The 20,349-nt window shown below is 62.9% G+C and carries 29 protein-coding genes; 23 read left to right on the forward strand and 6 right to left on the reverse strand.

The window, feature by feature from the left end:
- The first annotated feature begins 48 nt into the window (after positions 1-48).
- The 5 genes from NKI08_RS21470 to NKI08_RS21490 all read left to right on the forward strand — a co-directional run bounded on the left by NKI08_RS21470 (position 49) and on the right by NKI08_RS21490 (position 4,688).
- On the forward strand, positions 49-1,050 hold the full coding sequence (locus NKI08_RS21470) for an ABC transporter substrate-binding protein (RefSeq protein WP_502896457.1): 1,002 nt from the start codon (positions 49-51) through the stop codon (positions 1,048-1,050).
- A gap of 97 nt (positions 1,051-1,147) precedes the next feature.
- Positions 1,148-1,945 carry an ABC transporter permease gene (locus NKI08_RS21475; protein WP_352772075.1) on the forward strand — a complete coding sequence of 266 codons (798 nt, stop codon included), beginning with the start codon at positions 1,148-1,150 and terminating at the stop codon, positions 1,943-1,945.
- Between the two features lie 10 nt (positions 1,946-1,955).
- Positions 1,956-2,738, forward strand: coding sequence for an ABC transporter ATP-binding protein (locus NKI08_RS21480; protein WP_352451005.1), 783 nt, complete (start codon positions 1,956-1,958; stop codon positions 2,736-2,738).
- Between the two features lie 205 nt (positions 2,739-2,943).
- On the forward strand, positions 2,944-3,345 hold the full coding sequence (locus tag NKI08_RS21485; protein ID WP_051406115.1) for a YciI family protein: 402 nt from the start codon (positions 2,944-2,946) through the stop codon (positions 3,343-3,345).
- A gap of 86 nt (positions 3,346-3,431) precedes the next feature.
- Positions 3,432-4,688, forward strand: coding sequence for an RNA polymerase sigma factor (locus NKI08_RS21490; RefSeq protein WP_352473445.1), 1,257 nt, complete (start codon positions 3,432-3,434; stop codon positions 4,686-4,688).
- A 282-nt stretch (positions 4,689-4,970) separates the two neighbouring features.
- Here the strand turns inward: NKI08_RS21490 and NKI08_RS21495 are convergent, their stop codons facing one another.
- Both NKI08_RS21495 and NKI08_RS21500 read right to left on the reverse strand, forming a co-directional pair.
- Entirely contained in the window at positions 4,971-5,399 is a 429-nt protein-coding gene (locus NKI08_RS21495; protein WP_352473444.1) for a type II toxin-antitoxin system VapC family toxin, read from the reverse strand.
- Complete coding sequence (locus tag NKI08_RS21500) at positions 5,396-5,638, reverse strand: type II toxin-antitoxin system Phd/YefM family antitoxin (RefSeq protein ID WP_352468031.1); 243 nt, start codon at positions 5,636-5,638, stop codon at positions 5,396-5,398. The genes NKI08_RS21495 and NKI08_RS21500 overlap by 4 nt, the downstream gene beginning before the upstream one ends.
- Positions 5,639-5,832: 194 nt before the next feature.
- On the opposite strand from NKI08_RS21500, the gene NKI08_RS21505 reads away from it, so the two are divergent.
- From NKI08_RS21505 to NKI08_RS21530, 6 genes are all read left to right on the forward strand, one after another.
- Positions 5,833-6,156, forward strand: coding sequence for an ArsR/SmtB family transcription factor (locus NKI08_RS21505; RefSeq protein WP_023716560.1), 324 nt, complete (start codon positions 5,833-5,835; stop codon positions 6,154-6,156).
- On the forward strand, positions 6,153-6,563 hold the full coding sequence (locus NKI08_RS21510; protein WP_352473443.1) for an SRPBCC family protein: 411 nt from the start codon (positions 6,153-6,155) through the stop codon (positions 6,561-6,563). Before NKI08_RS21505 ends, NKI08_RS21510 begins: the two co-directional genes overlap by 4 nt.
- Positions 6,564-6,634: 71 nt before the next feature.
- The gene (locus NKI08_RS21515; RefSeq protein WP_352772018.1) at positions 6,635-7,027 is read left to right on the forward strand and encodes a VOC family protein; all 393 of its coding nucleotides are present in this window, start codon (positions 6,635-6,637) and stop codon (positions 7,025-7,027) included.
- A gap of 87 nt (positions 7,028-7,114) precedes the next feature.
- Positions 7,115-7,345 carry a hypothetical protein gene (locus NKI08_RS21520; RefSeq protein WP_352473441.1) on the forward strand — a complete coding sequence of 77 codons (231 nt, stop codon included), beginning with the start codon at positions 7,115-7,117 and terminating at the stop codon, positions 7,343-7,345.
- Between the two features lie 4 nt (positions 7,346-7,349).
- Complete coding sequence (locus NKI08_RS21525) at positions 7,350-7,820, forward strand: DUF1801 domain-containing protein (RefSeq protein WP_352473439.1); 471 nt, start codon at positions 7,350-7,352, stop codon at positions 7,818-7,820.
- Between the two features lie 90 nt (positions 7,821-7,910).
- Positions 7,911-8,309 (forward strand): DUF1801 domain-containing protein, encoded by a 399-nt coding sequence (locus NKI08_RS21530; protein WP_352473485.1) that lies wholly within the window; start codon positions 7,911-7,913, stop codon positions 8,307-8,309.
- Here NKI08_RS21530 and NKI08_RS21535 read toward each other — a convergent pair whose 3' ends face one another.
- Positions 8,310-9,218 carry a dihydrodipicolinate synthase family protein gene (locus NKI08_RS21535; RefSeq protein ID WP_352473438.1) on the reverse strand — a complete coding sequence of 303 codons (909 nt, stop codon included), beginning with the start codon at positions 9,216-9,218 and terminating at the stop codon, positions 8,310-8,312.
- A gap of 266 nt (positions 9,219-9,484) precedes the next feature.
- Here NKI08_RS21535 and NKI08_RS21540 point away from each other — a divergent pair, with 266 nt between their 5' ends.
- From NKI08_RS21540 to NKI08_RS21565, 6 genes are all read left to right on the forward strand, one after another.
- A complete protein-coding gene (locus NKI08_RS21540; protein WP_352772021.1) occupies positions 9,485-10,582 on the forward strand; it encodes a Gfo/Idh/MocA family protein in 1,098 nt (365 codons plus the stop codon).
- A gap of 11 nt (positions 10,583-10,593) precedes the next feature.
- The gene (locus NKI08_RS21545) at positions 10,594-11,253 is read left to right on the forward strand and encodes a ThuA domain-containing protein (protein WP_352473436.1); all 660 of its coding nucleotides are present in this window, start codon (positions 10,594-10,596) and stop codon (positions 11,251-11,253) included.
- Positions 11,254-11,407: 154 nt separating this feature from the next.
- The gene (gene uxuA, locus NKI08_RS21550; protein ID WP_352473434.1) at positions 11,408-12,607 is read left to right on the forward strand and encodes a mannonate dehydratase; all 1,200 of its coding nucleotides are present in this window, start codon (positions 11,408-11,410) and stop codon (positions 12,605-12,607) included.
- Complete coding sequence (locus NKI08_RS21555) at positions 12,604-13,518, forward strand: PfkB family carbohydrate kinase (protein ID WP_352473433.1); 915 nt, start codon at positions 12,604-12,606, stop codon at positions 13,516-13,518. The genes uxuA and NKI08_RS21555 overlap by 4 nt, the downstream gene beginning before the upstream one ends.
- A gap of 99 nt (positions 13,519-13,617) precedes the next feature.
- Positions 13,618-14,400 carry an SDR family NAD(P)-dependent oxidoreductase gene (locus NKI08_RS21560; RefSeq protein ID WP_352451506.1) on the forward strand — a complete coding sequence of 261 codons (783 nt, stop codon included), beginning with the start codon at positions 13,618-13,620 and terminating at the stop codon, positions 14,398-14,400.
- Between the two features lie 70 nt (positions 14,401-14,470).
- Entirely contained in the window at positions 14,471-15,232 is a 762-nt protein-coding gene (locus NKI08_RS21565) for a GntR family transcriptional regulator (RefSeq protein ID WP_352473432.1), read from the forward strand.
- On the opposite strand, the gene NKI08_RS21570 is transcribed toward NKI08_RS21565, so the two are convergent.
- From NKI08_RS21570 to NKI08_RS21580, 3 genes are read right to left on the reverse strand one after another with little or no spacing between them, the layout of a single operon-like run.
- Entirely contained in the window at positions 15,218-15,406 is a 189-nt protein-coding gene (locus NKI08_RS21570; protein ID WP_352473431.1) for a hypothetical protein, read from the reverse strand. The genes NKI08_RS21565 and NKI08_RS21570 overlap by 15 nt on opposite strands.
- An 8-nt stretch (positions 15,407-15,414) precedes the next feature.
- The gene (locus tag NKI08_RS21575; RefSeq protein WP_280952094.1) at positions 15,415-15,543 is read right to left on the reverse strand and encodes a hypothetical protein; all 129 of its coding nucleotides are present in this window, start codon (positions 15,541-15,543) and stop codon (positions 15,415-15,417) included.
- 5 nt (positions 15,544-15,548) lie between these two features.
- Positions 15,549-15,764: a DUF2934 domain-containing protein gene (locus NKI08_RS21580; protein WP_023676165.1), complete on the reverse strand. Its 216-nt coding sequence runs from the start codon at positions 15,762-15,764 to the stop codon at positions 15,549-15,551.
- Here NKI08_RS21580 and NKI08_RS21585 point away from each other — a divergent pair.
- Genes NKI08_RS21585 through NKI08_RS21610 form a run of 6 tightly spaced genes read left to right on the forward strand, consistent with a single transcriptional unit; the run spans position 15,763 to position 20,094 of the window.
- Positions 15,763-16,383 carry a hypothetical protein gene (locus NKI08_RS21585; RefSeq protein ID WP_352772025.1) on the forward strand — a complete coding sequence of 207 codons (621 nt, stop codon included), beginning with the start codon at positions 15,763-15,765 and terminating at the stop codon, positions 16,381-16,383. The genes NKI08_RS21580 and NKI08_RS21585 overlap by 2 nt on opposite strands.
- A complete protein-coding gene (locus NKI08_RS21590) occupies positions 16,380-17,600 on the forward strand; it encodes an NRAMP family divalent metal transporter (RefSeq protein WP_352473429.1) in 1,221 nt (406 codons plus the stop codon). Before NKI08_RS21585 ends, NKI08_RS21590 begins: the two co-directional genes overlap by 4 nt.
- Positions 17,600-17,962, forward strand: a complete 363-nt coding sequence (locus tag NKI08_RS21595; RefSeq protein ID WP_352473428.1) for a hypothetical protein — start codon at positions 17,600-17,602, stop codon at positions 17,960-17,962. Before NKI08_RS21590 ends, NKI08_RS21595 begins: the two co-directional genes overlap by 1 nt.
- Positions 17,962-18,300 (forward strand): hypothetical protein, encoded by a 339-nt coding sequence (locus tag NKI08_RS21600; protein WP_352473427.1) that lies wholly within the window; start codon positions 17,962-17,964, stop codon positions 18,298-18,300. The genes NKI08_RS21595 and NKI08_RS21600 overlap by 1 nt, the downstream gene beginning before the upstream one ends.
- Before the next feature lie 34 nt (positions 18,301-18,334).
- Positions 18,335-19,621 (forward strand): SDR family oxidoreductase, encoded by a 1,287-nt coding sequence (locus tag NKI08_RS21605; protein WP_352772027.1) that lies wholly within the window; start codon positions 18,335-18,337, stop codon positions 19,619-19,621.
- Positions 19,621-20,094 (forward strand): DUF2269 family protein, encoded by a 474-nt coding sequence (locus NKI08_RS21610; RefSeq protein WP_352473424.1) that lies wholly within the window; start codon positions 19,621-19,623, stop codon positions 20,092-20,094. The genes NKI08_RS21605 and NKI08_RS21610 overlap by 1 nt, the downstream gene beginning before the upstream one ends.
- Positions 20,095-20,349: the final 255 nt, after the last annotated feature.

Here is a 20,349-nt window from a genome sequence, read left to right on the forward strand (position 1 = left end):
GATGTTTGGCTCAAAAAAAGCGGCCTGATCATCAAGGGGAACAAGATGATGCGTAACCTAGCAGGACAATTTCGGGCACTCGTTATGGCTGCTGCCGTCGGGTTTGCCCCGGCGGTCTACGCGGCCGACACGACAATTCCGGCGACGCCTGAGGCAGGAACATTCAAGATAGGCATCGAGCCATGGCTTGGCTACGGCCAGTGGCACGTCGCCGAAGCCAAGGGTCTGTTCAAGGCAAACGGGCTGTCTGACGTGCAGATCGTGAACTTCGCCGAGGACAAGGACATCAACGCCGCCCTGGCGAGCGGCCAGCTCGATGCCGCCAACATCGCGACCCACACGGCTATGGGCATGGTTGCGGCCGGCCTGCCGGTGAAGATCGTGCTTCTGCTCGACGTCAGCATGACGGCGGACGCCATGATCGCCGGCAAGGACATCGCCTCCGTCGCCGACCTCAAGGGCAAACAGGTGGCTTTCGAGGAAGGCACGACGAGCGACATCCTGCTCAAATACGCGCTCGCCAAGAACGGCATGTCCATCGCCGATGTCCAGCCGGTTCCAATGCCGGCGGCGGATGCCGGCAGTGCGTTGATCGCCGGCCAGGTCCCGGTCGCGGTTACCTATGAGCCCTATCTCACCGCGGCCAGGGCACAGAACAAGGACGTCAAGCTGCTCTTCACCGCAGGCGAAGATCCCGGCCTGATCAGTGACGTGTTCGTGGTGCGCGATGAGGTGATCAAGTCGCGTCCCGGCCAGGTGCTTGCCATGATCAAAACCTGGGATGCGGCCCTGAAGGCTTACAATGCCGACACGCCCGACGGCCGGGCGATCATCTCCAAGGCGGTTGGTTCGAGCGTCGAAGACCTCAACACCGCCTTTGATGGCGTGCGTTACTATACTCTCGCCGAAAACAAGGATGCGCTGACGGGCGAATTTTCCACCAAGACATTCGCCGATGTCGAGGCAGCCGCCAAGAACGCCGGGCTGCTTCAGGCGGACGTGACGCCGGAGCAGATGATCGACCCGTCATTCGTCAAGGCCGCGAAATGACGAGGGCCGGCTCGCGGTGGTGACGCAAATGTCCGAGCAGCGTGCGACCAAGCCAAGCCCGTCTCACGCAGCGCCGGGGCAGGTGATCAAACAGCCGATGCGCCGTCGCCGCTACTCCGGGATCGGCGCGCCCATCGCACGCGCGCGCGTACGGATGATAGCAGTGGAGGTTTTTTGCGGCCTCGGCCTCGCCTGGTGGGCGGCAACGGGGTTGGGGCTGGTAAAGCCGATTTTCCTGCCCTCGCCGGGGAGCGTGGTGACCCAGCTCGGCAAGCTCTCGGGTGACGGCACGCTGTGGCTGGATCTCAGGACCTCGATATACCGTATTTCTGTTGGCTTCCTCATCGCCTCGGCATTGGCGATTCCGATTGGCGTGCTGATCGGCAGCTTCAGGACTTGGGAAGCGGCGATCGAGCCGCTTGTGGATTTCATCCGCTACATGCCGGTGGTCGCTTTCGTGCCCCTCTCCATCCTGTGGTCGGGGACCGGCGATGCCCAGAAGTTCCTGATCATCTTCATCGGCACCTTCTTTCAGCAGGTGCTGATGATCATGGACAATGTGAAGCGGGTTCCCGCTGATTTCATCGGCCTTGGCAGGACGCTCGGCCTGCCGGATCGCAGGATCCTGACGCGCATCGTGGTTCCCAGCGCCTTGCCAGGCATCTGGGATACGTTGCGCATCAGTCTCGGCTGGGCATGGACCTGGCTGGTGTTGGCGGAACTTGTCGCGGCGACATCAGGGCTCGGCTACCGCATCACCGTGTCCCAGCGTTATTTCCAGACAAACACCATCATCGGCTACATCCTGCTGCTGGGCGTGCTTGGCCTCATTACCGACCAGGTTATGAAGGCACTGGGAAAAGTGCTGTTCCGGCAGGAGGGCCACGTGCAATGAGGCCGGGCCGATGAGTTTGCCCAAATTGCGGATCGAGGGTCTCCACAAGAGCTTCGGCACGGGCGCGCGGCGCACGGAAGTGCTGCGCGATATCAATCTCGATCTTGCCGACAACGAGTTCGTCTCGCTGGTGGGCACGTCGGGTTGCGGCAAGAGCACGCTGCTGTCGATCGTTGCCGGACTGCAGGATTTCGACGCGGGAGATCTTGCCATCGATGGCGCGCCGATCCTGCAGCCGGGCCTCGACCGCGGCGTCGTCTTCCAGTCCTACACCCTGCTTCCCTGGCTGACGGCGCAGCAGAACATCGAGTTCGCGCTCAAGGCCGCGGGTCATGATCGCGCGACCTGCCGCAGGATAGCACGCGAGCATCTCGATCTGGTCAAGCTCCCGCACAGCGCCAATCGTTATCCGTCTGAGCTTTCGGGCGGCATGAAGCAACGGGTGGCCATAGCGCGTGCTCTTTCGTATCGACCCAAAATGCTTCTGATGGACGAGCCCTTTGGCGCGCTCGATGCCTTGACCAGGCATCAGATGCAGGAACTCCTGACGCAGATCTGGGAGGAGCACAGGCTCACCGTGCTCTTCGTCACCCATGATGTGGAAGAAGCCGTCTACCTTTCGGACCGCATCGTCGTGATGGGGATCGGCCCAGGACGCATCATGCAGACCTTCAATGTCGACATCGAGCGCCCGCGCCGGGAAGAGGTCATGGAAACCCCGGCCTTCATGGATTTGCAGCGCAGCGTGCACAAGGCGATCCGCGAGGCCTCAAAACGTCCCGAAATGGTTTAGGCGAGCCACTCAATTACTTACAATCGGCGACCAGCGTTGCGCCCAATCTCGATATCGCGCCATCGCAATTCCTGACTAGAGGAGCCGCGATCGGCGGCTTTCTCCTTAACCTCGAAAAAAATTTGCAGGACAATGTCGATTTCCTAAACTCCGTTCGTCGTTTCGATGCCGGGCCGGTGAGTCCGGCTCAACAAGGAGACAGACGATGCGTGTGATGGTGCTCGTGAAGGCTACCGAGGACAGCGAAAAGGGCTTTGTCCCCACGCCCGAGGCGAAGGAGGCGATGGAGGCGATGGGCAGGTTTAACGACGAGCTGCGCAATGCCGGCATCTTGCTCGACGCCGATGGCCTCAAGCCCTCCTCGCAGGGCAAGCGCGTTGCCTTCGATGGCCCCCGCCGGACGGTCATCGACGGGCCTTTCGCCGAGACCCGCGAACTGGTCGCCGGCTTTTGGCTCTGGGAAGTCAAGGACATGGACGAGGCGGTCGCCTGGGTGAAGCGCTGCCCCAATCCCATGCCGGGACCGAGCGAGATTGAAATCCGGCCGCTGTACGAGATGGCTGATTGGCAATGGGAATCTGACGCCGGAGGTCACGGAAATCCATGACCGGACGCGCGAGAAGCTCAGCGGCAACTGAACCTGTCGGCCGCAACCTGCTTTGCCTTCGTTATGGCTTTGGCCGATAAGGCAGCATGACGGCAGGCGAGACGCAGCAGGCGATCGAGGCGATTTTTCGCATTGAACGGGCCCGGCTCATCGCGGGCCTGGCCCGCCTCGTGCGCAATGTCGATCTTGCAGAGGAACTGGTGCAGGACGCCCTCGTCATAGCCCTATCCGAATGGTCCAGGACCGGCGTTCCGGCCAATCCTGGCGCTTGGCTGATGACAGTCGCCAAACACCGCGCCATCGATGCGATTCGTCGCGACAAGATGCGCGAGCGCAAGCATGAGGAGATCGCGCGGGAGCTGGACGGCGAGTGCGACGGTACGGCCGAGGGAAACGAAATGGCCATGAACAACGATCTTGGCGACGAACTGCTGGGCCTCATCTTCACAGCCTGCCACCCCATACTTTCGGCCGACGCCCGCGCGGCCCTCACGCTGCGTGTCATCGGCGGCCTGACGACGGACGAGATCGCCCGTGCTTTCCTGTCGAGCGAGGTGACGATCGCCCAGCGCATCGTCCGCGCAAAGCGGACGATCGGAAAGGCCAGGCTCAGCTTCGAGGTGCCGCGCGGCGCCGAGCGTGCGGCGCGTCTGTCCTCGGTGCTGGAGGTCATCTATCTCATCTTCAATGAAGGCTATGCCGCCACGGCAGGCGACGACCTTGTCCGGCCGAGCCTGTGCCTGGAGGCACAACGGCTCGGCCGCATGCTGGCGGGGTTGATGGCCGAGGATGCCGAGGTGTTCGGCCTGCTGGCTCTGATGGAAATCCAGGCATCGCGCCTGCCGGCACGCATCGGGCCGGACGGCGCCCTCTTGACCCTGACCGAGCAAAACCGCGCGCGCTGGGACCAGCTGCTGATCCGCCGAGGCCTTGACGCGCTGGCCCGTGCCGAAGCCCTCGGGGGCGATGGCCCCTATGTGTTGCAGGCCGCGCTTGCAGCCTGTCACGCGCGGGCGCGCAGTCCGGCCGACACCGACTGGCCCCGCATCGCAGCGCTCTACGACCGGCTGCGTGCAGTGATGCCCTCGCCGGTGGTCGATCTCAATCGAGCGGTCGCCCACAGCATGGCCTTCGGGCCCGAAGCGGGCCTGCGGCTGGTAGACGAGATTGCCGACGCCGCCGCCTTGCGCAATTATGCGCCATTGCCGGCGGCGAGGGGCGATTTTCTGTTTCGGGCCGGCCGGCTGGCCGAGGCCCGCGCCGAATTCGAGGCTGCGGCCAAGCTCACCCGCAACGTGCGCGAAGCGGCCTTTCTCCTCGCCCGCGCAGACGCTTGTGGTTGACAGCATCGCTCTCCGTGCCCGACGCGCCGCTCGGCAACATCGAAAGCCGCCAGTTCGCTCCCGGCCAGCCCCCTTCAATGAGCGTGATCAGCTCGCAACGCGAAAGGGATTAACGATGCGCAAGCCTTCGTCGAGCGCCATTCCGTGCTGCATGTCCTCTGACCAGAGTGTATCGCAGCCAGCGTGAACCGCCGCGGAGGCGATCATCGCTTCATAGGTGGAAAGGCCGTACCGCTCGGCGAGCCTCAATCGGTTTATTCATTTTGGAGGAGAGGGCCTCGATCATGCCAGCAACTGCGTCGGCACGCCGAGAATCGGTCCTGCCTCGGCGAGTCGCTGGTCGAGGGTCCACACCGTGGCGCCATGCTCCGATGCCGTCGCGAGGTGCAGGGCGTCGCCAGCACGAAGCCCGAGGATATGCTGATCGGCGAATTTCGCGGCGACCCGAAAATGCCCGCCCGTCACCGGCAGCACGGTGAAGCTCTCAGCGACAAGCCTATTGAACATCGCGAGCGCTGCCGCGCGTTGCTCCAGGTCGATCTGTCCGGTCCGAAGCTTGATCGCCATGGCGGAGGACATCTCGGTGATGGTCCAGTCGCTGATCACAAGTTGCGCTGGGTCCTGCTCCGCCAGCCAGCCCTGAACGCGCGCGGTCATGGCTTTGTTGGATAGCGCCGCGATGATCAGCGAAGTATCGAGATAGGACGTCAATAGCGATCGCCATCTCGCATCGATCGCACCAGATCGGCGGCAGCCTGAGCTTGCAGAGGCATGGTTGCGGTCAGGGATTGGAGCAGGACGGCGTCGATCCGTTTGCGAGGGCGGGCCACGGCCGTGAGCCTGGCGACCGGCTTGCCACGCCGGGTTATGTCGATCGAGTCTCCAGCCTCGACCCGGTCGACGAGCTCACTCAGATGTGCCTTGGCGTCCGCCAAATTGACCGCGTCCATCTCAGCTCCTGACCATGTAGATGGTCATATAGCATATAAACGCGTGACAATTCCAGTGCAGAGCACGGCGAATAAGCAACTGGCTGCGTGAGCGAAGCAGGTGACCTGCAACGAGAATTATGCCGCTTCCCGCTTGACTCACACATATCCCGGTGGTTATACATCGATCAATAGCCGAAGGGTTATCGATCCCAATGCCAAACGCTCACGATGTACTCTTCAGAACGCTTGCCGATCCGACTCGGCGCGCTATTTTTGAGCGGCTGTGTCGCGAAGGAGAGCAGACGGTCGGGGCTCTGACGGCTCAGGCCGGGATCTCGCAACCGGCCGTGTCAAAACATCTCGGCGTTTTGAGGCAGGCCGGGCTCGTGCGCGACCGCCATGCAGGGCGACAGACCCATTATAGCGCGCAGCTTGCTGCGCTTGCCCCCCTGATCGACTGGACAAGCCAGATGACCGGGTTCTGGCAGAGCCGGTTCGACGACCTCGAAGACCTGCTCAAAAGGATGGACCAGTGAACCGAACGTCGACCGAAACGCTCTCCGTCGTTGTCGAACGGGAAATCGCTTATCCGCCCGAGAAGATCTGGCGCGCGCTCACGCAACCACACTTGATCGAGGAGTGGCTCATGAAAAATGACTTCAAACCTGTCGCGGACCACCGTTTCAATCTTCACGCAGACTGGGGCGCTGTCGAATGTCAGGTGCAGACGGTCGAGCCGAACAGAACACTGACTTACACGTGGGATACCAAGGATCTCAAGAGTGTCGTCTCCTGGACCCTCACCCCCACGAGCACCGGAGCCCGCTTGCGCATGGAACAGTCGGGCTTCCGGCCGGATCAGCAGCCTTACTTCCGGGGTGCCAAAGTCGGCTGGCCGAGGTTCTTTGACGATCTGGAGCAGGTTCTGGCGCGGACGGACTGAGATCCGCTGGGCTATCCAGGCAAGGGCTCTGTTACAGAGCGACATCACGAGGCGATAATGGAGGCAAGCCAATGAAGATCAAGTTGGCCAAAGTATTCGTGGACGACCAGGAAAAGGCACTGGGCTTTTACACCGAAACGCTCGGCTTTACCAAGAAGGCCGATTTCAGCAATGGGCCGTTTCGCTGGCTGACCGTCGCATCACGCGACGAGCCGGACAGTGCCGAGCTGCAACTCGCGCTCAATGACAACCCCGCTGCAAAGACCTACCAGCAAGCCATTTTCCAGCAGGGCCAGCCCGCGGTCATGTTCTTCACCGATAACGTCAAGGGCGACTACGAGCGCAGCAAAGCGCGCGGCGCCGAGTTCACGATGCCGCCGACCGAAGTAACCGGCTCGACCATCGCCCAGCTGAACGACAACTGCGGCAATCTCGTTCAAATCACCCAACTGGCGCGCTGGTAAAGCATGCGTTCAGTGGCGTGGCTGCCCGGCGGGAGTCGCCAAACGGGCTGCCCGATCCGCTTCGGTTCGTCTTCAGAGGAGGTCTCAATGGATTGGAACAAATGGGTTCGGCAGATCCACCGCTGGCTATCGATTATCTTTGCGACGGTCGTCGCCGCCATCTTCATCAGCCTGGGAGTAGGCAAGGAACCCGCCTACTGGGTATACCTCTTGCCGCTGTTTCCACTCGGCTTGCTCCTGCTTACCGGGCTGTACATGTTCGTGCTGCCTTACGCTCCCAAGTGGCGCAACGCAGGGGGCACCGGCGCATTGGAGTGAACGCATGGCCGACAAGACGTCCATCAAGTCAGCGGCGGTCGCGAAGAAGCCCGCCGCCAAGCCTGCAGCCGCCAAGCCGGTCCTCCTCGCAGGCGGCAACCCGCAGATCCCGAAGGGTGATGGTGACGCTCCCGTGCAGGCCTACATCGCGGCCATGCCGGGCTGGAAACGCGACGTCGGACGCCGCCTCGACGCACTCATCGAGCGCAACGTTCCCAACCTGCGCAAGGCCGTCAAATGGAACTCGCCCTTCTATGGCGTAGAGGGTCAAGGCTGGTTCCTCAACTTCCATTGCTTCACAAAGTACATCAAGCTGGCTTTCTTCCGCGGCACGTCGCTGCATCCTGTCCCTCCAGGCGAGTCCAAGCACAAGGACGTGCGCTACCTCGACATCCGCGAGGACGACCAGCTCGACGAAGCTCAACTCACCGGCTGGGTAAAGCAAGCCAGCCAGTTGCCTGGCGAGCGAATGTGAGTGGAATGCGAGTCATCCCGCAAACCCGGTGCCGACTAGCGGTATTCATGTGACGGGCGAGCGGCAACAACCCTAGGGAAAGTGACAATGATGATGAAGAGTGGCTCTATGGAAGGAAATGCAGAGAGCTCTCCCTCTCAGCTGATAGATGCGAGGATCAGTGAGCTGGGCGATTGGCGAGGCAAGACGCTTTCCCATGTCCGTGCTCTCGTCAAGCAGGCCGACCCGGAAGTGGTCGAGGAGTGGAAGTGGCGAGGCGTTCCGGTGTGGTCGCACGCCGGAATAATCTGCACCGGCGAGACCTACAAGAACGTCGTGAAGGTGACCTTCGCAAAGGGCGCCTCCCTGCAGGATCCTTCAGGCCTGTTCAACTCCAGTCTCGAAGGCAACACCAGGCGCGCCATCGATATCCGTGAGGGCGAAGACATAGATGAGAATGCGTTCAAGGCGCTGATACGCGCTGCTGCCGCCCTGAACACGGCCCGATAGTCAGCTCCGGCCGATATGGTCGGCTAGCGGGCCGAGAGCGGCGAGCAAAGCTTCGCCGGTGGCTTGCGTCGCGTTCTCATGCGGCGCGCGCAGGTTCAGCCAGCGTCTGTCGCCGGACCGTACCGCCAGCACTGCCTTCATCGCGGAGATGAGGCCGGCGTCCTGGATGATTTTGCGGAACGCCTTAATGGCGGCATCCGCGTCAGTAATGTCCTCTCCCGCCAGCGCTGCGTCGTAGAGGGCCCGGATCGCTGCGGCATTCAGATTGACCGTCGCCGAGATGCAGCCCGCAGCACCGTTGGCGAGGCCTTTCGTCAGCTGTGCTTCCGAACTCGGGAACACCGCGACCCCTGGAGCTGCCGCAATGACCGCCACGGTGTTGTTCCAATCGCCGGCGCTGTCCTTGTAAGCCACCACGACATCCGGAAACGCTTGGCTCAAGCGGGCGGTCAGCGCCGGGCTCACCGGTACGCCGGAATTCTGCGGAATGTGGTAGAGGATCATCCTCATCGCCGGGTTCGCCACCCGTTCGATCAGCTCGCCATAGTAGCGGGCCTGTCCGTTGTCGCCGGCGGCCGTATAGAAGAACGACGGCAGCACCATCACCCCGGCACAGCCGAGCCCGACGGCATGCGCCGTCAGCTCGACGGTCTCGGCAAGTGCTGTGACACCGGTGCCGGGCATCAGATGGCTTGGCGAAATGCCGGCCTCGACCAGCCACTCCAGCGCTTGCATGCGCTCGCGCAACGAGACGGACAACGCCTCGCCCGTGGTGCCGAACGGCGACAGGAAATGCGCTCCCTGATCCAGCACCCACTTGGCGTGTGATATCCAGAGGTCGCGGGCAATGCGGCCGTCGTTTTCGAACGGCGTCAGGATCGGTGCGATGGTTCCTTGTGGGCGGATCATGTGCGTCCTTCTACGGGTGAAAATCTGTGCTGTGCTCAAAGCCGGGCATCAGAAATGTCGAGCAAGCTACATGAGGCAGTGTTGCTGAGTACCGGCCGTTCGACCTCGAAATCAAGCCGCTCGCGCATAGGCGCGCGATTGTGATCGGGCGGCGGTTCTGAGGCTCTCGAGGTATATCCTTGTCACGGGATAACCTCGTCCGGCCGAAAGGGGGGTGACAAACGAGTTCTGCTGTTTCATCAATGCCGCCTTTTGAGGAGAAGCCCATGCGCAGCATCGGCGTCGGCATTATCGGCTGCGGCAACATTTCGGATGCCTATCTGAAGGCATCGCCACAATTCCCGGTGCTCGACATTGTCGGCGTCGCCGACGTCAACCGGACGGCGGCCGAGGCCAAGGCAGCGACCTACGCCCTGGCTGCCATGCCGGTCGACGCGCTGTTGGCCGATCCGCGCGTCGAGATCGTGCTCAACCTGACGACGCCGCAGCATCATGTGCCGGTCGGCCTGCAGGCTGTCGGGCAAGGCAAGCACGTCTATTCCGAGAAGCCGCTGGCAACGACGCTCGGCGACGCCGAGCGGCTGGTCGCGGCCGCGCGCGAAAAGGGCGTGCGCGTCGGCTGTGCACCCGACACCTTTCTTGGCGGCTCCCACCAAACGGCGCGGCGGCTGGTCGATAAGGATACGGTCGGGACCATTGTCGCCGGCTCTGCCTTCATGCAGGTGCCCGGCCACGAGCTCTGGCATCCCAATCCGGATTTCTACTATCAGCCCGGCGGCGGGCCGATGCTCGACATGGGACCGTACTACCTGACCTGCCTGGTCAATCTCCTGGGTCCGGTAAAATCCGTGACCGGGCAGGCGAAGTCATCCTACGCCACCCGCACCATCGGTTCTGGACCGCGCCAGGGCGAGACCATCCGGGTCGAGGTGCCGACCCATATTTCCGGCCTGCTCGCATTCGAGAATGGCGCCGCGGTCTCGATCACCACCAGCTTCGACGTCTGGAAGCATGAACACAATCACATCGAACTTTACGGAACCACGGGCTCGATGATCGTCTCCGATCCCAACCAGTTCCAGGGCGACATCAGGACCAGCCAGTGCAAGGGCGACTGGACGGTGGCCGATCAGATCCATTCCTATGGCGACGGCAATTACCGGGGCCTCGGCCTTGCCGACATGGCGCAGGCGATCGTCTCGGGCAGGCAACACCGCGCCAGTCTCGATCTTTCCCTCCATGTCCTGGAAATCATGGAATCGATCATCTCTTCAGCAGAGATAGGCCAGCGTATCGACCTGAGATATGGCTGCGCCCGGCCGGCGCCGATGCAGGCCGACCTGCCTTTCGGAATTCTGGAATAGGGAATAATGCGATGAGCAAGACGGCACTGATTTTCTGGGGCGGCTGGGAAGGTCACACCCCGGCCCGGAGCGCCGAAATCGTCAAGGAGATGCTGGCCGGCAACGGCTTCGACGTGCAGCTGGAGCAGGGGACTTCGGCGCTTGCCGATCCGCAGCTGGGCATGCTCGATCTCATTGTCCCGGTGATCACCATGTCGACGATCGAAAAGCCGGAGCTGCAAAACCTGACCAGCGCCGTCAGGGCCGGCACCGGCCTTGCGGGCTTTCACGGCACCATGTGCGACAGCTTCCGCAACGAGCCGGAATACCAGTTCATGACCGGCGGCCAGTGGGTCGCCCATCCCGGCAACATCATCGACTATCACGTCGACATCACCAGGCCAGACGATCCGGTCATGCAGGGCATCGACGGCTTCGCCTACCGTTCAGAGCAGTATTACATGCATGTCGATCCGACCAACGAGGTGCTGGCGACGACTACTTTCACCGGCGAGCATCTCGATTTCATCGCCGGCGTCGTCATGCCGGTCGTCTGGAAGCGCCGCTACGGCAAGGGCCGCGTCTTCTACAGCGCGCTCGGCCACACCGCCGACGAGTTCGCCGTGCCGCAAATGCGCACGATGTTCGAACGCGGCGCGATTTGGGCCAGCCGAAACTCGGACCTTGCATAGCCGTTCAATCTGAACGCCACGTACCGTTGTAATCTCTCATAGGGGGCGGCCCGAACGCAGACACAGGCACTGGGCTGCGGCAAGCAATTGACTGCCATGGTAGTATCCAATACATCAGCGGTCCTCATCGAGAAATTCCGCAGCTGGAGGTCGAATGGAGCAGACGTGGCGATGGTTTGGGCCGAGCGACGCAGCAACGCTTGCCCATGCCAGGCAGGCCGGCGCGACCGGCATCGTGACGGCACTGCACGACATCCCTTACGGCGAAGTCTGGCCGATCGACGCCATCAGGCAGCGCCAGGCGCTTATCGAAGCGGATCCGGCGATGGGCCTGAAATGGAGCGTCGTCGAGAGTGTGCCCGTGCACGAGGACATCAAGCTCGGCCGCGGCGATCTCGACCGGCTCTACGACAATTTCAGGCAGACCTTACGCAATCTCGGCGCCTGCGGTGTGCGCACGGTCTGCTACAACTTCATGCTGATCCTCGACTGGACCCGGACCGACCTGGCTGCGCCGCTGCCGGGCGGCGGACGGGCGCTCCGCATGAACATGCACGAGCTTGCCGCGTTCGATTGCTACATGCTGCAGCGCAAGGGATCGGAGCGCGACTATGCGTCCGATGTTCTCCAGCGGGCGAGCGAATGGTTCGAGACGACGCCGGATACGTCAAAAGAGCGTCTGCTCGCCAACATCATGGCCGGCCTGCCGGGCGCCTTCAAACGCTACGACATAGCAGAATTGCGCGAAGTGGTGGCCGAGCAGTCGGGCCTGTCGCACGACCGGCTGCGCGAGAACCTCGTCCGTTTTCTCGAAAACGTGCTGCCGGCGGCCGAAGAGGCGGGCGTCACGTTGGCGATCCACCCGGACGATCCGCCGCGCGATCTCGTCGGCCTGTGCCGGATCGTCAAGAACGCCGACGACATCGCCCTTATCCTGGACGCCGTGCCATCGGCCCATAGCGGCCTCACCTTGTGCACCGGGTCGCTGGGCGCCAACCCGGCCAATGACGTGCCCGCCATCGCCAGGCGCTTTGCGCACAAGATAAACTTCGTGCATCTGCGCAATGTCAGCATGGACCCGGACGGCTCGTTCATGGAATCCGAGCATCTGAGCGGCGATGTCGACATGGTCTCGGTGGTCTCGATCTTGCTCGACGAGCAGCAACGCCGCCGCGATGCCGGTGAACCGGCGGCGCTGCTGCCGTTTCGCCCGGATCATGGCCACGAGCTGATTGATGACGCCGCGCGGCACACCCATCCCGGCTACCCCGTGATCGGCCGTCTTCGCGGCCTTGCCGAATTGAGAGGCGTGATGACAGCGATTGCCCATCAGCGCGGCTACCGGCTGCAATGACGGCGCCCCGCCTGCTCTGCGTCGGCGCGCTCACCTACGACACGATCTTGCGCCTCGATGTCCTGCCCTCCGGCGCCGGCAAGTTCCTGCCGAGCGAGGCCGTGCAGATCGCGGCCGGGATGGCGGCAAGCGCCGCCGCGTCAGCCAGCCGCCAGGGCGGGCAGGTCTGGCTATGGGCAAGCGTCGGCGACGATGCTGTCGGCCGCGATGTCATCGGCCAGATGGAGGCGGAGCGGGTCGACTGTTCGCTGGTGCGCAGGGTTGAAGGCGGTCGCTCGGCCATTGCCACGATCCTGGTCGATGCCGCCGGCGAGCGTATGATTGTGCCCTTCTACGATGCAATCACGCAAGCCGATCCTGACCGTCTTCCGCCCGCGGATTTTTCCCGCTTCGACGCCGTGCTGGTTGATGTCCGCTGGCCCGGAGCCGCGGCCCTGGCGCTGGCGAAGGCTCGCGAGTGCGGCATCCCGGCGATCCTTGACGCCGATGTCGCGTCGCGACCGGTGCTCGACCGGCTACTGCCGCTCGCCTCGCATGTCGTTGCTTCGCTGCCGGCGGCACGCATCCTTTGCGGTCCAGAGGTTTCCGCCGGTTCCGCCGTCGCCATTCTCGGCGAACGGACCGGCGCCTTCGTGGCGGTCACCGATGGGGCGAACGGCACCGCGTTCCGGCACCCGGGCGGCAATGATGTCCGTCATCTGCCGTCGCCGCGGGTCGAAGCCGTCGACACCCTGGCGGCAGGCGACGTGTTTCACGGCACCTTCGCTCTCGGTCTGGCCGAAGGTTGGGACGAAGAGCGGGCGGTAGCAGTGGCCAGCGCCGCCGCCGCGCTAAAGTGCCTGCGCTTTGGCGGACGTCTTGGCGCACCGACGCGCGCGGAAACGCTGGCTTTCATGCAAGGATCGACATGACGCCGAACACGGTTGGGCCGGTTCGGCAAAGAAGGGCACGTCAAGTGGCGCCGATCGACTACCATGGCAGTCGCTGCGCAACTGTTCGAGGGAGAATAAATGGCTGAGTTCAAAAAACGCGCACTGGTCACGGGGGCGGCCATGGGCATCGGCCGTGCTGTCGCCGAAAGGCTGGCCGGGCAAGGCGTCGACCTGATTCTGTTCGACCGGGCGGGCGATCAGCTGGATGACGTCGCGGCGCAGCTTTCGGCGCGCGGCGTGACCGTGCACACCGTGCTTGGCTCGACCGCCGACACTGAAGCCTGTGGCCGCGCCGTCGAGCTTGCCCGATCCGCGTTCGGCGGGCTCGACATGCTCTCCCACAATGCCGGCATCCAGCGTTACGGAACGGTGGAGACCACGGACGAGGCGCTTTGGGACGAGGTGATGAACGTCAACCTCAAGGCTGCCTACCTGCTCTCCCGCGCGGCGATGCCGCTGCTGCGGCAAAGCCGCGGCGCCATCGTCCATATGAGCTCGGTGCAGGGTCTGGCCAGCCAGGAAGGGGTTCTGGCCTACAGCACGGCCAAGCACGGCCTGATCGGGCTGGTCAAATCGATGGCCGTCGATTATGCGCCGCTCGGTGTGCGCGTCAATGCCGTCGCTCCGGGCGCCGTCGACACGCCGATGCTGCGGGATGCGGTCAAGCTCAACGATAAGCCCGACGAGATCCTGCGCATCCTCGACAACATGCATCCGCTCGGCCGTACCGCCCAGCCGCAAGAGATTGCCGCAGTCGTCGCCTTCCTGCTGTCCGACGATGCCTCCTTCGTCACCGGCGAGGTCGTACGCGTCGATGGCGGCCTGCTGGCGCGCATCGGCGGTTCTCCGCGCAAGGAATAACGTCGGCGCTGCTGCTTGCGCAGGCATTTCATGAACGGCTTGAAGCTGCAGAGCCTATAAGGGGTCGCCGATGGCACGGCTTTTGGGAACGCGGACCATCACCGAGGGGCGGCTCGACGAAACCGCCCCCGGCGCTTCAGTCGCGGCTAGGACGTTCGAGGTTTTGCTCGACCAGATCCTGACCTTCCGCCTGAAGCCGCACGAGCTGATTTCTGAAAAGGCGATGTCGGAAGCCCTCGGCGTGAGCCGCACGCCGGTCAGGGAGGCGCTCGCCCGGCTGGCCGGTCTTGGCTTGATCGACATTTATCCGCAGCGCGGCAGCATGGTGGCGCCGCTCCGGATTGCCGATCTCGAGAAATCGCAGTTTCTGCGCGAAGCGCTCGAAGTCGGCCTGATCAAGCGCGCGGTCGAGAGCCCGCGTCGCGCCGAACTGCTCGCCATGCTCAAAGGCGAACTGGCGGTCCAGGAGACGTTCGCCTCCATCGCGGACGACAGGCGCTTTTTCAAGTCGGACGAGCTGTTCCACCAGCACATCGCCAGCCATGCCGGCTTCCCCGGAATCTGGGCCGACATCAGCGCGGCGAAGCTGCACATGGACCGCTTCCGTTTCCTGTCTTTCCCGCGCCTCGACAGCATGTCGGTGGTTCTCGGCCAACATCGGCGGATTGTCGATACGCTCGAGCAGGCCGACGCGCTTGCGGCGGAAGAGGCGATGCGAACGCATCTTCGCCGCATCTTCGAGGTGCTCGAAATCGTCCAGGAGCGCTATCCCTATTATTTCGAGGCAAACGGCAGTGTGAGCCCGCTTTCGGCCGGCTCAATCCAAGCCTGAGCCTTTCTTGCGCGCTTCCGAAGGTGTCTTGGTCTTGCTGCCGGATGTGTCGGAAGCTGGCTCGGCTTTGCGATTTTGACCCTCACCGCCTTGCTCGTTGCGGAGCTGCTTTTCCACTATCGATCGCGATCCTTCCGCCGGGTCTTGTTCAGGATGAGTATCGGTTCCCGTCATGTCGGTTCCTATCCATTTTGATCAATTGCGTGCGGCGTGGGCTGACCTCCGCCGCCGGTTCTGTCGCGCCCGATCATCAGCCAGGCGGCGAACAGCACGACCAGTACGACCACGATCCAGGCGACGAAACGAGGCATCGGCCTCATGTCCCTCGCCGCCGCTTGCTGCCGCGTGCCTCCGGATCGGAGCCGGCCTCGACCGTTGGATCGGGCACGACCGGGCCGCGTTCGGCCTCGGAACCCTCAGCTTCGATCTCCTGCACGGCCTGATCCCAATGCTCGCGCTCGCGTCCTTGCGGACGGCCTTCGCGCTCCCAGATCTCATGGGCTCGCTGCCTGATACGCTCTTCCCTGTCCATGGCCTTTGCCTCGTCATCCCCTAATCCGGCGATCGCTGGTTTGTTCCGCGGTGCCAGCGCCGTTCATCGCGATTCAGTTGACCTGATCACCCAGCGCTCTAGATCAAACTTCGCGCCGAAGTCGCCTGGTGCCGGGGAGAACAATCGTGTGGCAGCAACGCTACAAGCACGTATTGTAAATGCCGTTACAGCCGTCGGTTCTCGACCAGACCGCCTGCGCTTGCTGCTGATAATATTTGTAGTGACGGCATGCTCGCCTTCCGGCCAGGTCGAGCAGCAGTCGAAAACCGCGGCTTCCGCCACACAGACCGCATCGCTGGTCCTGGAGAGCTGGATCGCTGGGGAAGCCCCGTCGGAATACACGTCGCGCACTTTGCAATCGGCCGGCAAGGCGCTCGCCGATGCCGGTGCGCAAATCCAGTCCGGCAAGTCGCCTGAGTCCAGCGGCCAAGCCGGTCTGAGGATGGCGGTTGGACGGCTTTCGGCAGCGGTAATTCGCGCGGCGACGGCCGTGCAGAACGGCAACCGCTCGGAAGTGGAACACGCGCAGCAGGATCTGCGGGCCGCCGCCGCCGACCTGAGCACGTCCTACGCGAAATATTTCGCGCCGAAATCATGAAGAAGCTGCTCGAAATATCGCTCGGCGTCGTCACCAGCGTTGGCGGCTTTCTTGAGGTCGGATCAATGGCGACCGCCGCTCAGGCCGGCGCCGCGTTCAGGTTTCAGCTGATATGGGCCGTCGTCCTGGGCACGATCTGCATCATCTTCCTGGTCGAAATGGCCGGACGCTTCGCCGCAGTTAGTCATCACACCATCGCCGACGGGATCCGGGAACGGTTTGGCTTCAACGCCTTTCTGTGGCCGTTGCTCGCCACTTTGCTGGTTAACTTCCTGGTCATGGCAGCCGAAATCGGCGGTGTTGCGATTGCGCTCGAGCTCGCCACCGGCATCGGCTTTCAGTGGTGGGCGCTGCCGGTCGCTTTTCTGGCATGGCTGTTCCTTTGGAAAGGCACGTTCGGATTCATCGAAAAAGGCGTCGCGATCCTCGGGCTGGTCACGCTGTGCTTCGTGGTTGGCGCCGTCATGCTGAAGCCCGATTGGGGGCAGGTCGCGGCCGGGGCCGTGCCAACACTGCCGGATCACGACGCGGCCAACTACTGGTTCATGGCAGTCAGCATTCTTGGTGCGTCGATCTCGCCCTATCTGTTCATGTTCTATTCGTCGGGAGCGATCGAGGACGAGTGGGACAAGAGCTATCTCGGAGCCAATCGGGCGATTGCCGGCCTGGGCATGAGTTTTGGCGGCACAATCGCTATGGGTGTGCTGATTGTGGCGGCGCTCGTTCTGGCAGCACACGGCATAGTGCAGGTCGACGACTACCACCAACTGCCGCTGATGCTGATTCAGATCTTCGGTTTCTGGGGGTTCGTCCTGTTCGTTGCGTCACTAGGCATTGCCTGCTTCGGCGCCGCGCTCGAAATCGGCCTGCAGCAAGCCTACCTTGTGGCGCAGGGTTTCGGCTGGACCTGGGGCGAGAACCTGAAACCGCGCGACGACCCGGGTTTCAGCACCGTGTATACGGTCTCGCTGTTTCTCGCCGCCATTCCGATCGCACTGGGTCTCGATCCGCTGAAGCTCACCATCTTCTCCATGGCGCTGACGGCCGCCAGCCTGCCGCTAACCGTGGTGCCGTTCCTCTTCCTGCTGAACGACGAGCGTTATATCGGCGAGCACCGCAATGGCATCATCGCGAATGCCGCGGTTATCTTCATCATCGCGCTCGGTTTCTTGCTCGCGATCGTGACCATTCCTTTGCAGATGTTCGGAGGCACGTGATGGATTTGCTGCGTGACATCCTGGACAAGCAAGTGGTCGACCGCGAGCAGGTCAAGATCGGCAAGGTTGACGGGCTGGTGGCCGAACTCAGGCCAGGCAAGCCGCCAAAAATCATTGCGGTCGAGCTCGGCTCGATCACGCTGGCGCGCCGGCTTGGCCAGCGGCCCGGGCGCTGGATGGCGCGGCTTGCGGCAAGGCTCGGCGGCAAGCGCCATGCCGAGCCGCACCGCATCGCCTGGAACAAGGTGCGCGACATCGGCGTCGACATCGAGTTCGATATCGACGTCCGCGAAACGGCGATTTTCGACTGGCAGGACTGGCTGCGCGATCATGTCATTGGGCGTATCCCGGGAGCTGGATGATGGCTACTATCAATCTCGAGCAATTGGCTGGCAGGAATGTGCTTTCGCAGCGCGGCAAAAGCATCGGTCATATCGAGGAGATACGCGCAGAATCGGATGGCGACGACCTGGTGATTGCCGAGTACCATGTCGGCATCTACGCGGCCTTCGAGCGTCTGTCCGCTTCGGCCATCGGCATTGCGGTCCTCAATGTCTTTCGACTGCGCAGTCGCGACAGCATGTACCGCATCCCTTGGGACAAGCTCGACATCTCCGATCCGGCGCGGCCGCGGTTGTTATGCACGACGGAAGAACTTTCCGGTATGAAGGGGAGTATCGAGGGCGATAAACCGGAATGAACGATACTTTCCCGCCGTCGGAGAATGGGGTCCAGTGAAAGTCCTGGTTACCGGCGCCACCGGCCTAATCGGTGCCTCCGTCGTGGCACGCCTTCTTTCCGAAGGACATGAGGTGATCGGATTGGTCCGCAGCCCCGGCGCAAACCGGACCGGCAATTATCAATTGCTGGTGCTGGACATGGCGGTGGCGCTGCAGCCCGAAGACTGGCTACCGCATCTCAGGGGCATAGACGCCGTCGTCAATTGTGCCGGCGTTCTGCAGGATAGCCCTCGTGAAAAGACGCGCGAAGTCCATCGCGAGGCGGCGGCAGCACTCTTCCTCGCCTGTGCGCGGGCAGGGGTTGCCCGGGTGATCCACTTCTCGGCAATCGGCGTCGATCGGGCGCAGCCTTCGGCATTCTCGGCGACGAAGCTGGCTGGCGACCAAGCGCTTATGGCGCTTGATCTGGATTGGGTGATCCTGCGCCCGTCCGTGGTGCTCGGCCGGCCGGTGTTTGGGGCCAGCGCATTGTTTAGGGGTCTCGCCTCGCTGCCGGTGCTGCCGTCCATGCCCGGCACCGGCCCGCTCCAAGTGGTGCAGCTCGACGACGTGGTCTCAACCGTCGTCTTCCTTCTCGATCCCGCCAGTCCGTCTCGCATCGTGCTGGAACTTGTCGGTCCCGAACAGCTGAGCATGGACGAGGTCGTCGGCAGCTATCGCCGATGGCTCGGCTGGGCTCCTGCAGCCAGGTTTGTCTTGCCGGCGGCTGTTGCAAGGCTTCTCTACCGCCTCGGCGACCTTGCCGCGATGTTCGGCTGGCGTCCACCGATGCGCACCAACGCGGCCAGAGAGATTGCCCGAGGAGGGGTTGGAGATCCCTCGGACTGGACCGCCACGACCGGCATACGCCCGCAAACCCTGGCGGGCTTCCTCGCGCTCAATCCGGCAACGGTGCAGGAAAAATGGTTTGCCCGGCTGTATTTCATCAAGCCTGCGATCTTCGTCGTCCTGCCCTTCTTGTGGATCGTGACGGGAATTGTGTCGCTGACCACCGGCTACCGCAGCGGCGTCGATCTGATGCAAGGCACGGGGGCGGGCATCTTGTCGCCGCCGATCGTGATAGCCGGTGCTCTTGCCGACATCGCCGTCGGCGCGCTCCTAGCCTGGCGGCCGGCGGCGCGAAAAGGCCTCTATGGCGGCATCGCGCTCTCGCTCTTCTACCTGGTCGTCGGAAGCTTTCTGAGCCCCGAGCTGTGGAACGACCCGCTTGGGCCGTTCCTCAAGGTGTTGCCGATCCTGGTGCTGCACTTTGTGGCCTTGGCAGTGCTGGAGGAGCGTTGATGCTCTATTTCCTGCTGAAATTTCTGCATGTCATCGGCGCATCCGTGCTGCTTGGTACCGGCGCCGGTATCGCTTTCTTCATGTTGCTCGCCCACAGGACCGGCAATGCCGCGACGGTTGCGGCGGTGGCGCGTGTCGTCGTCGTCGCCGACTTCCTTTTCACCGCGACGGCCGTGGTCGCGCAACCTTTGACCGGAGCCGCGCTCGCCTGGCAGGCCGGCTACTCGCTGTCGGAGGGCTGGATCGTACTTTCGATCGCGCTCTATATCTTCACCGGAATGTTCTGGCTCCCGGTCGTCTGGATGCAAATGGAGATGCGCAAGCTGGCATCGCAAGCCGCCGCTGCAGGCGCGCCGTTGCCGCCGCGCTATCATCGGCTCTTCTGGCTGTGGTTCGCCTTCGGCTTCCCCGCCTTCGCTGCCGTACTCGGGATTTTCTGGCTGATGATCGCGCGGCCTGCGATCGAGTGGTAGGTCGCAGGCAGGTCCCACTGCGATAATGCCCAGTCAAAGCACTACGGAAAGATTCCGGCCCATGCAGCGCCATGTGCCGGAGCGGACCTGCGCCTCGACCTGTAAGTCGCACCGGAGTCCGGTCTCGTATCATTTCCAACCGCGCGCTCACCGCCATCGGCACAGGACAACATCCCGTCTTGAGGCTGGTTAGGCTTCGCTTACCAAAAAAGATGACGCCTGAGGGGAACACGGGAAGCACAGGCAAGTTCGGTG

This window comes from Mesorhizobium sp. M0768, from assembly GCF_040320195.1.
In the GTDB taxonomy this organism is placed as follows: Bacteria; Pseudomonadota; Alphaproteobacteria; order Rhizobiales; family Rhizobiaceae; genus Mesorhizobium.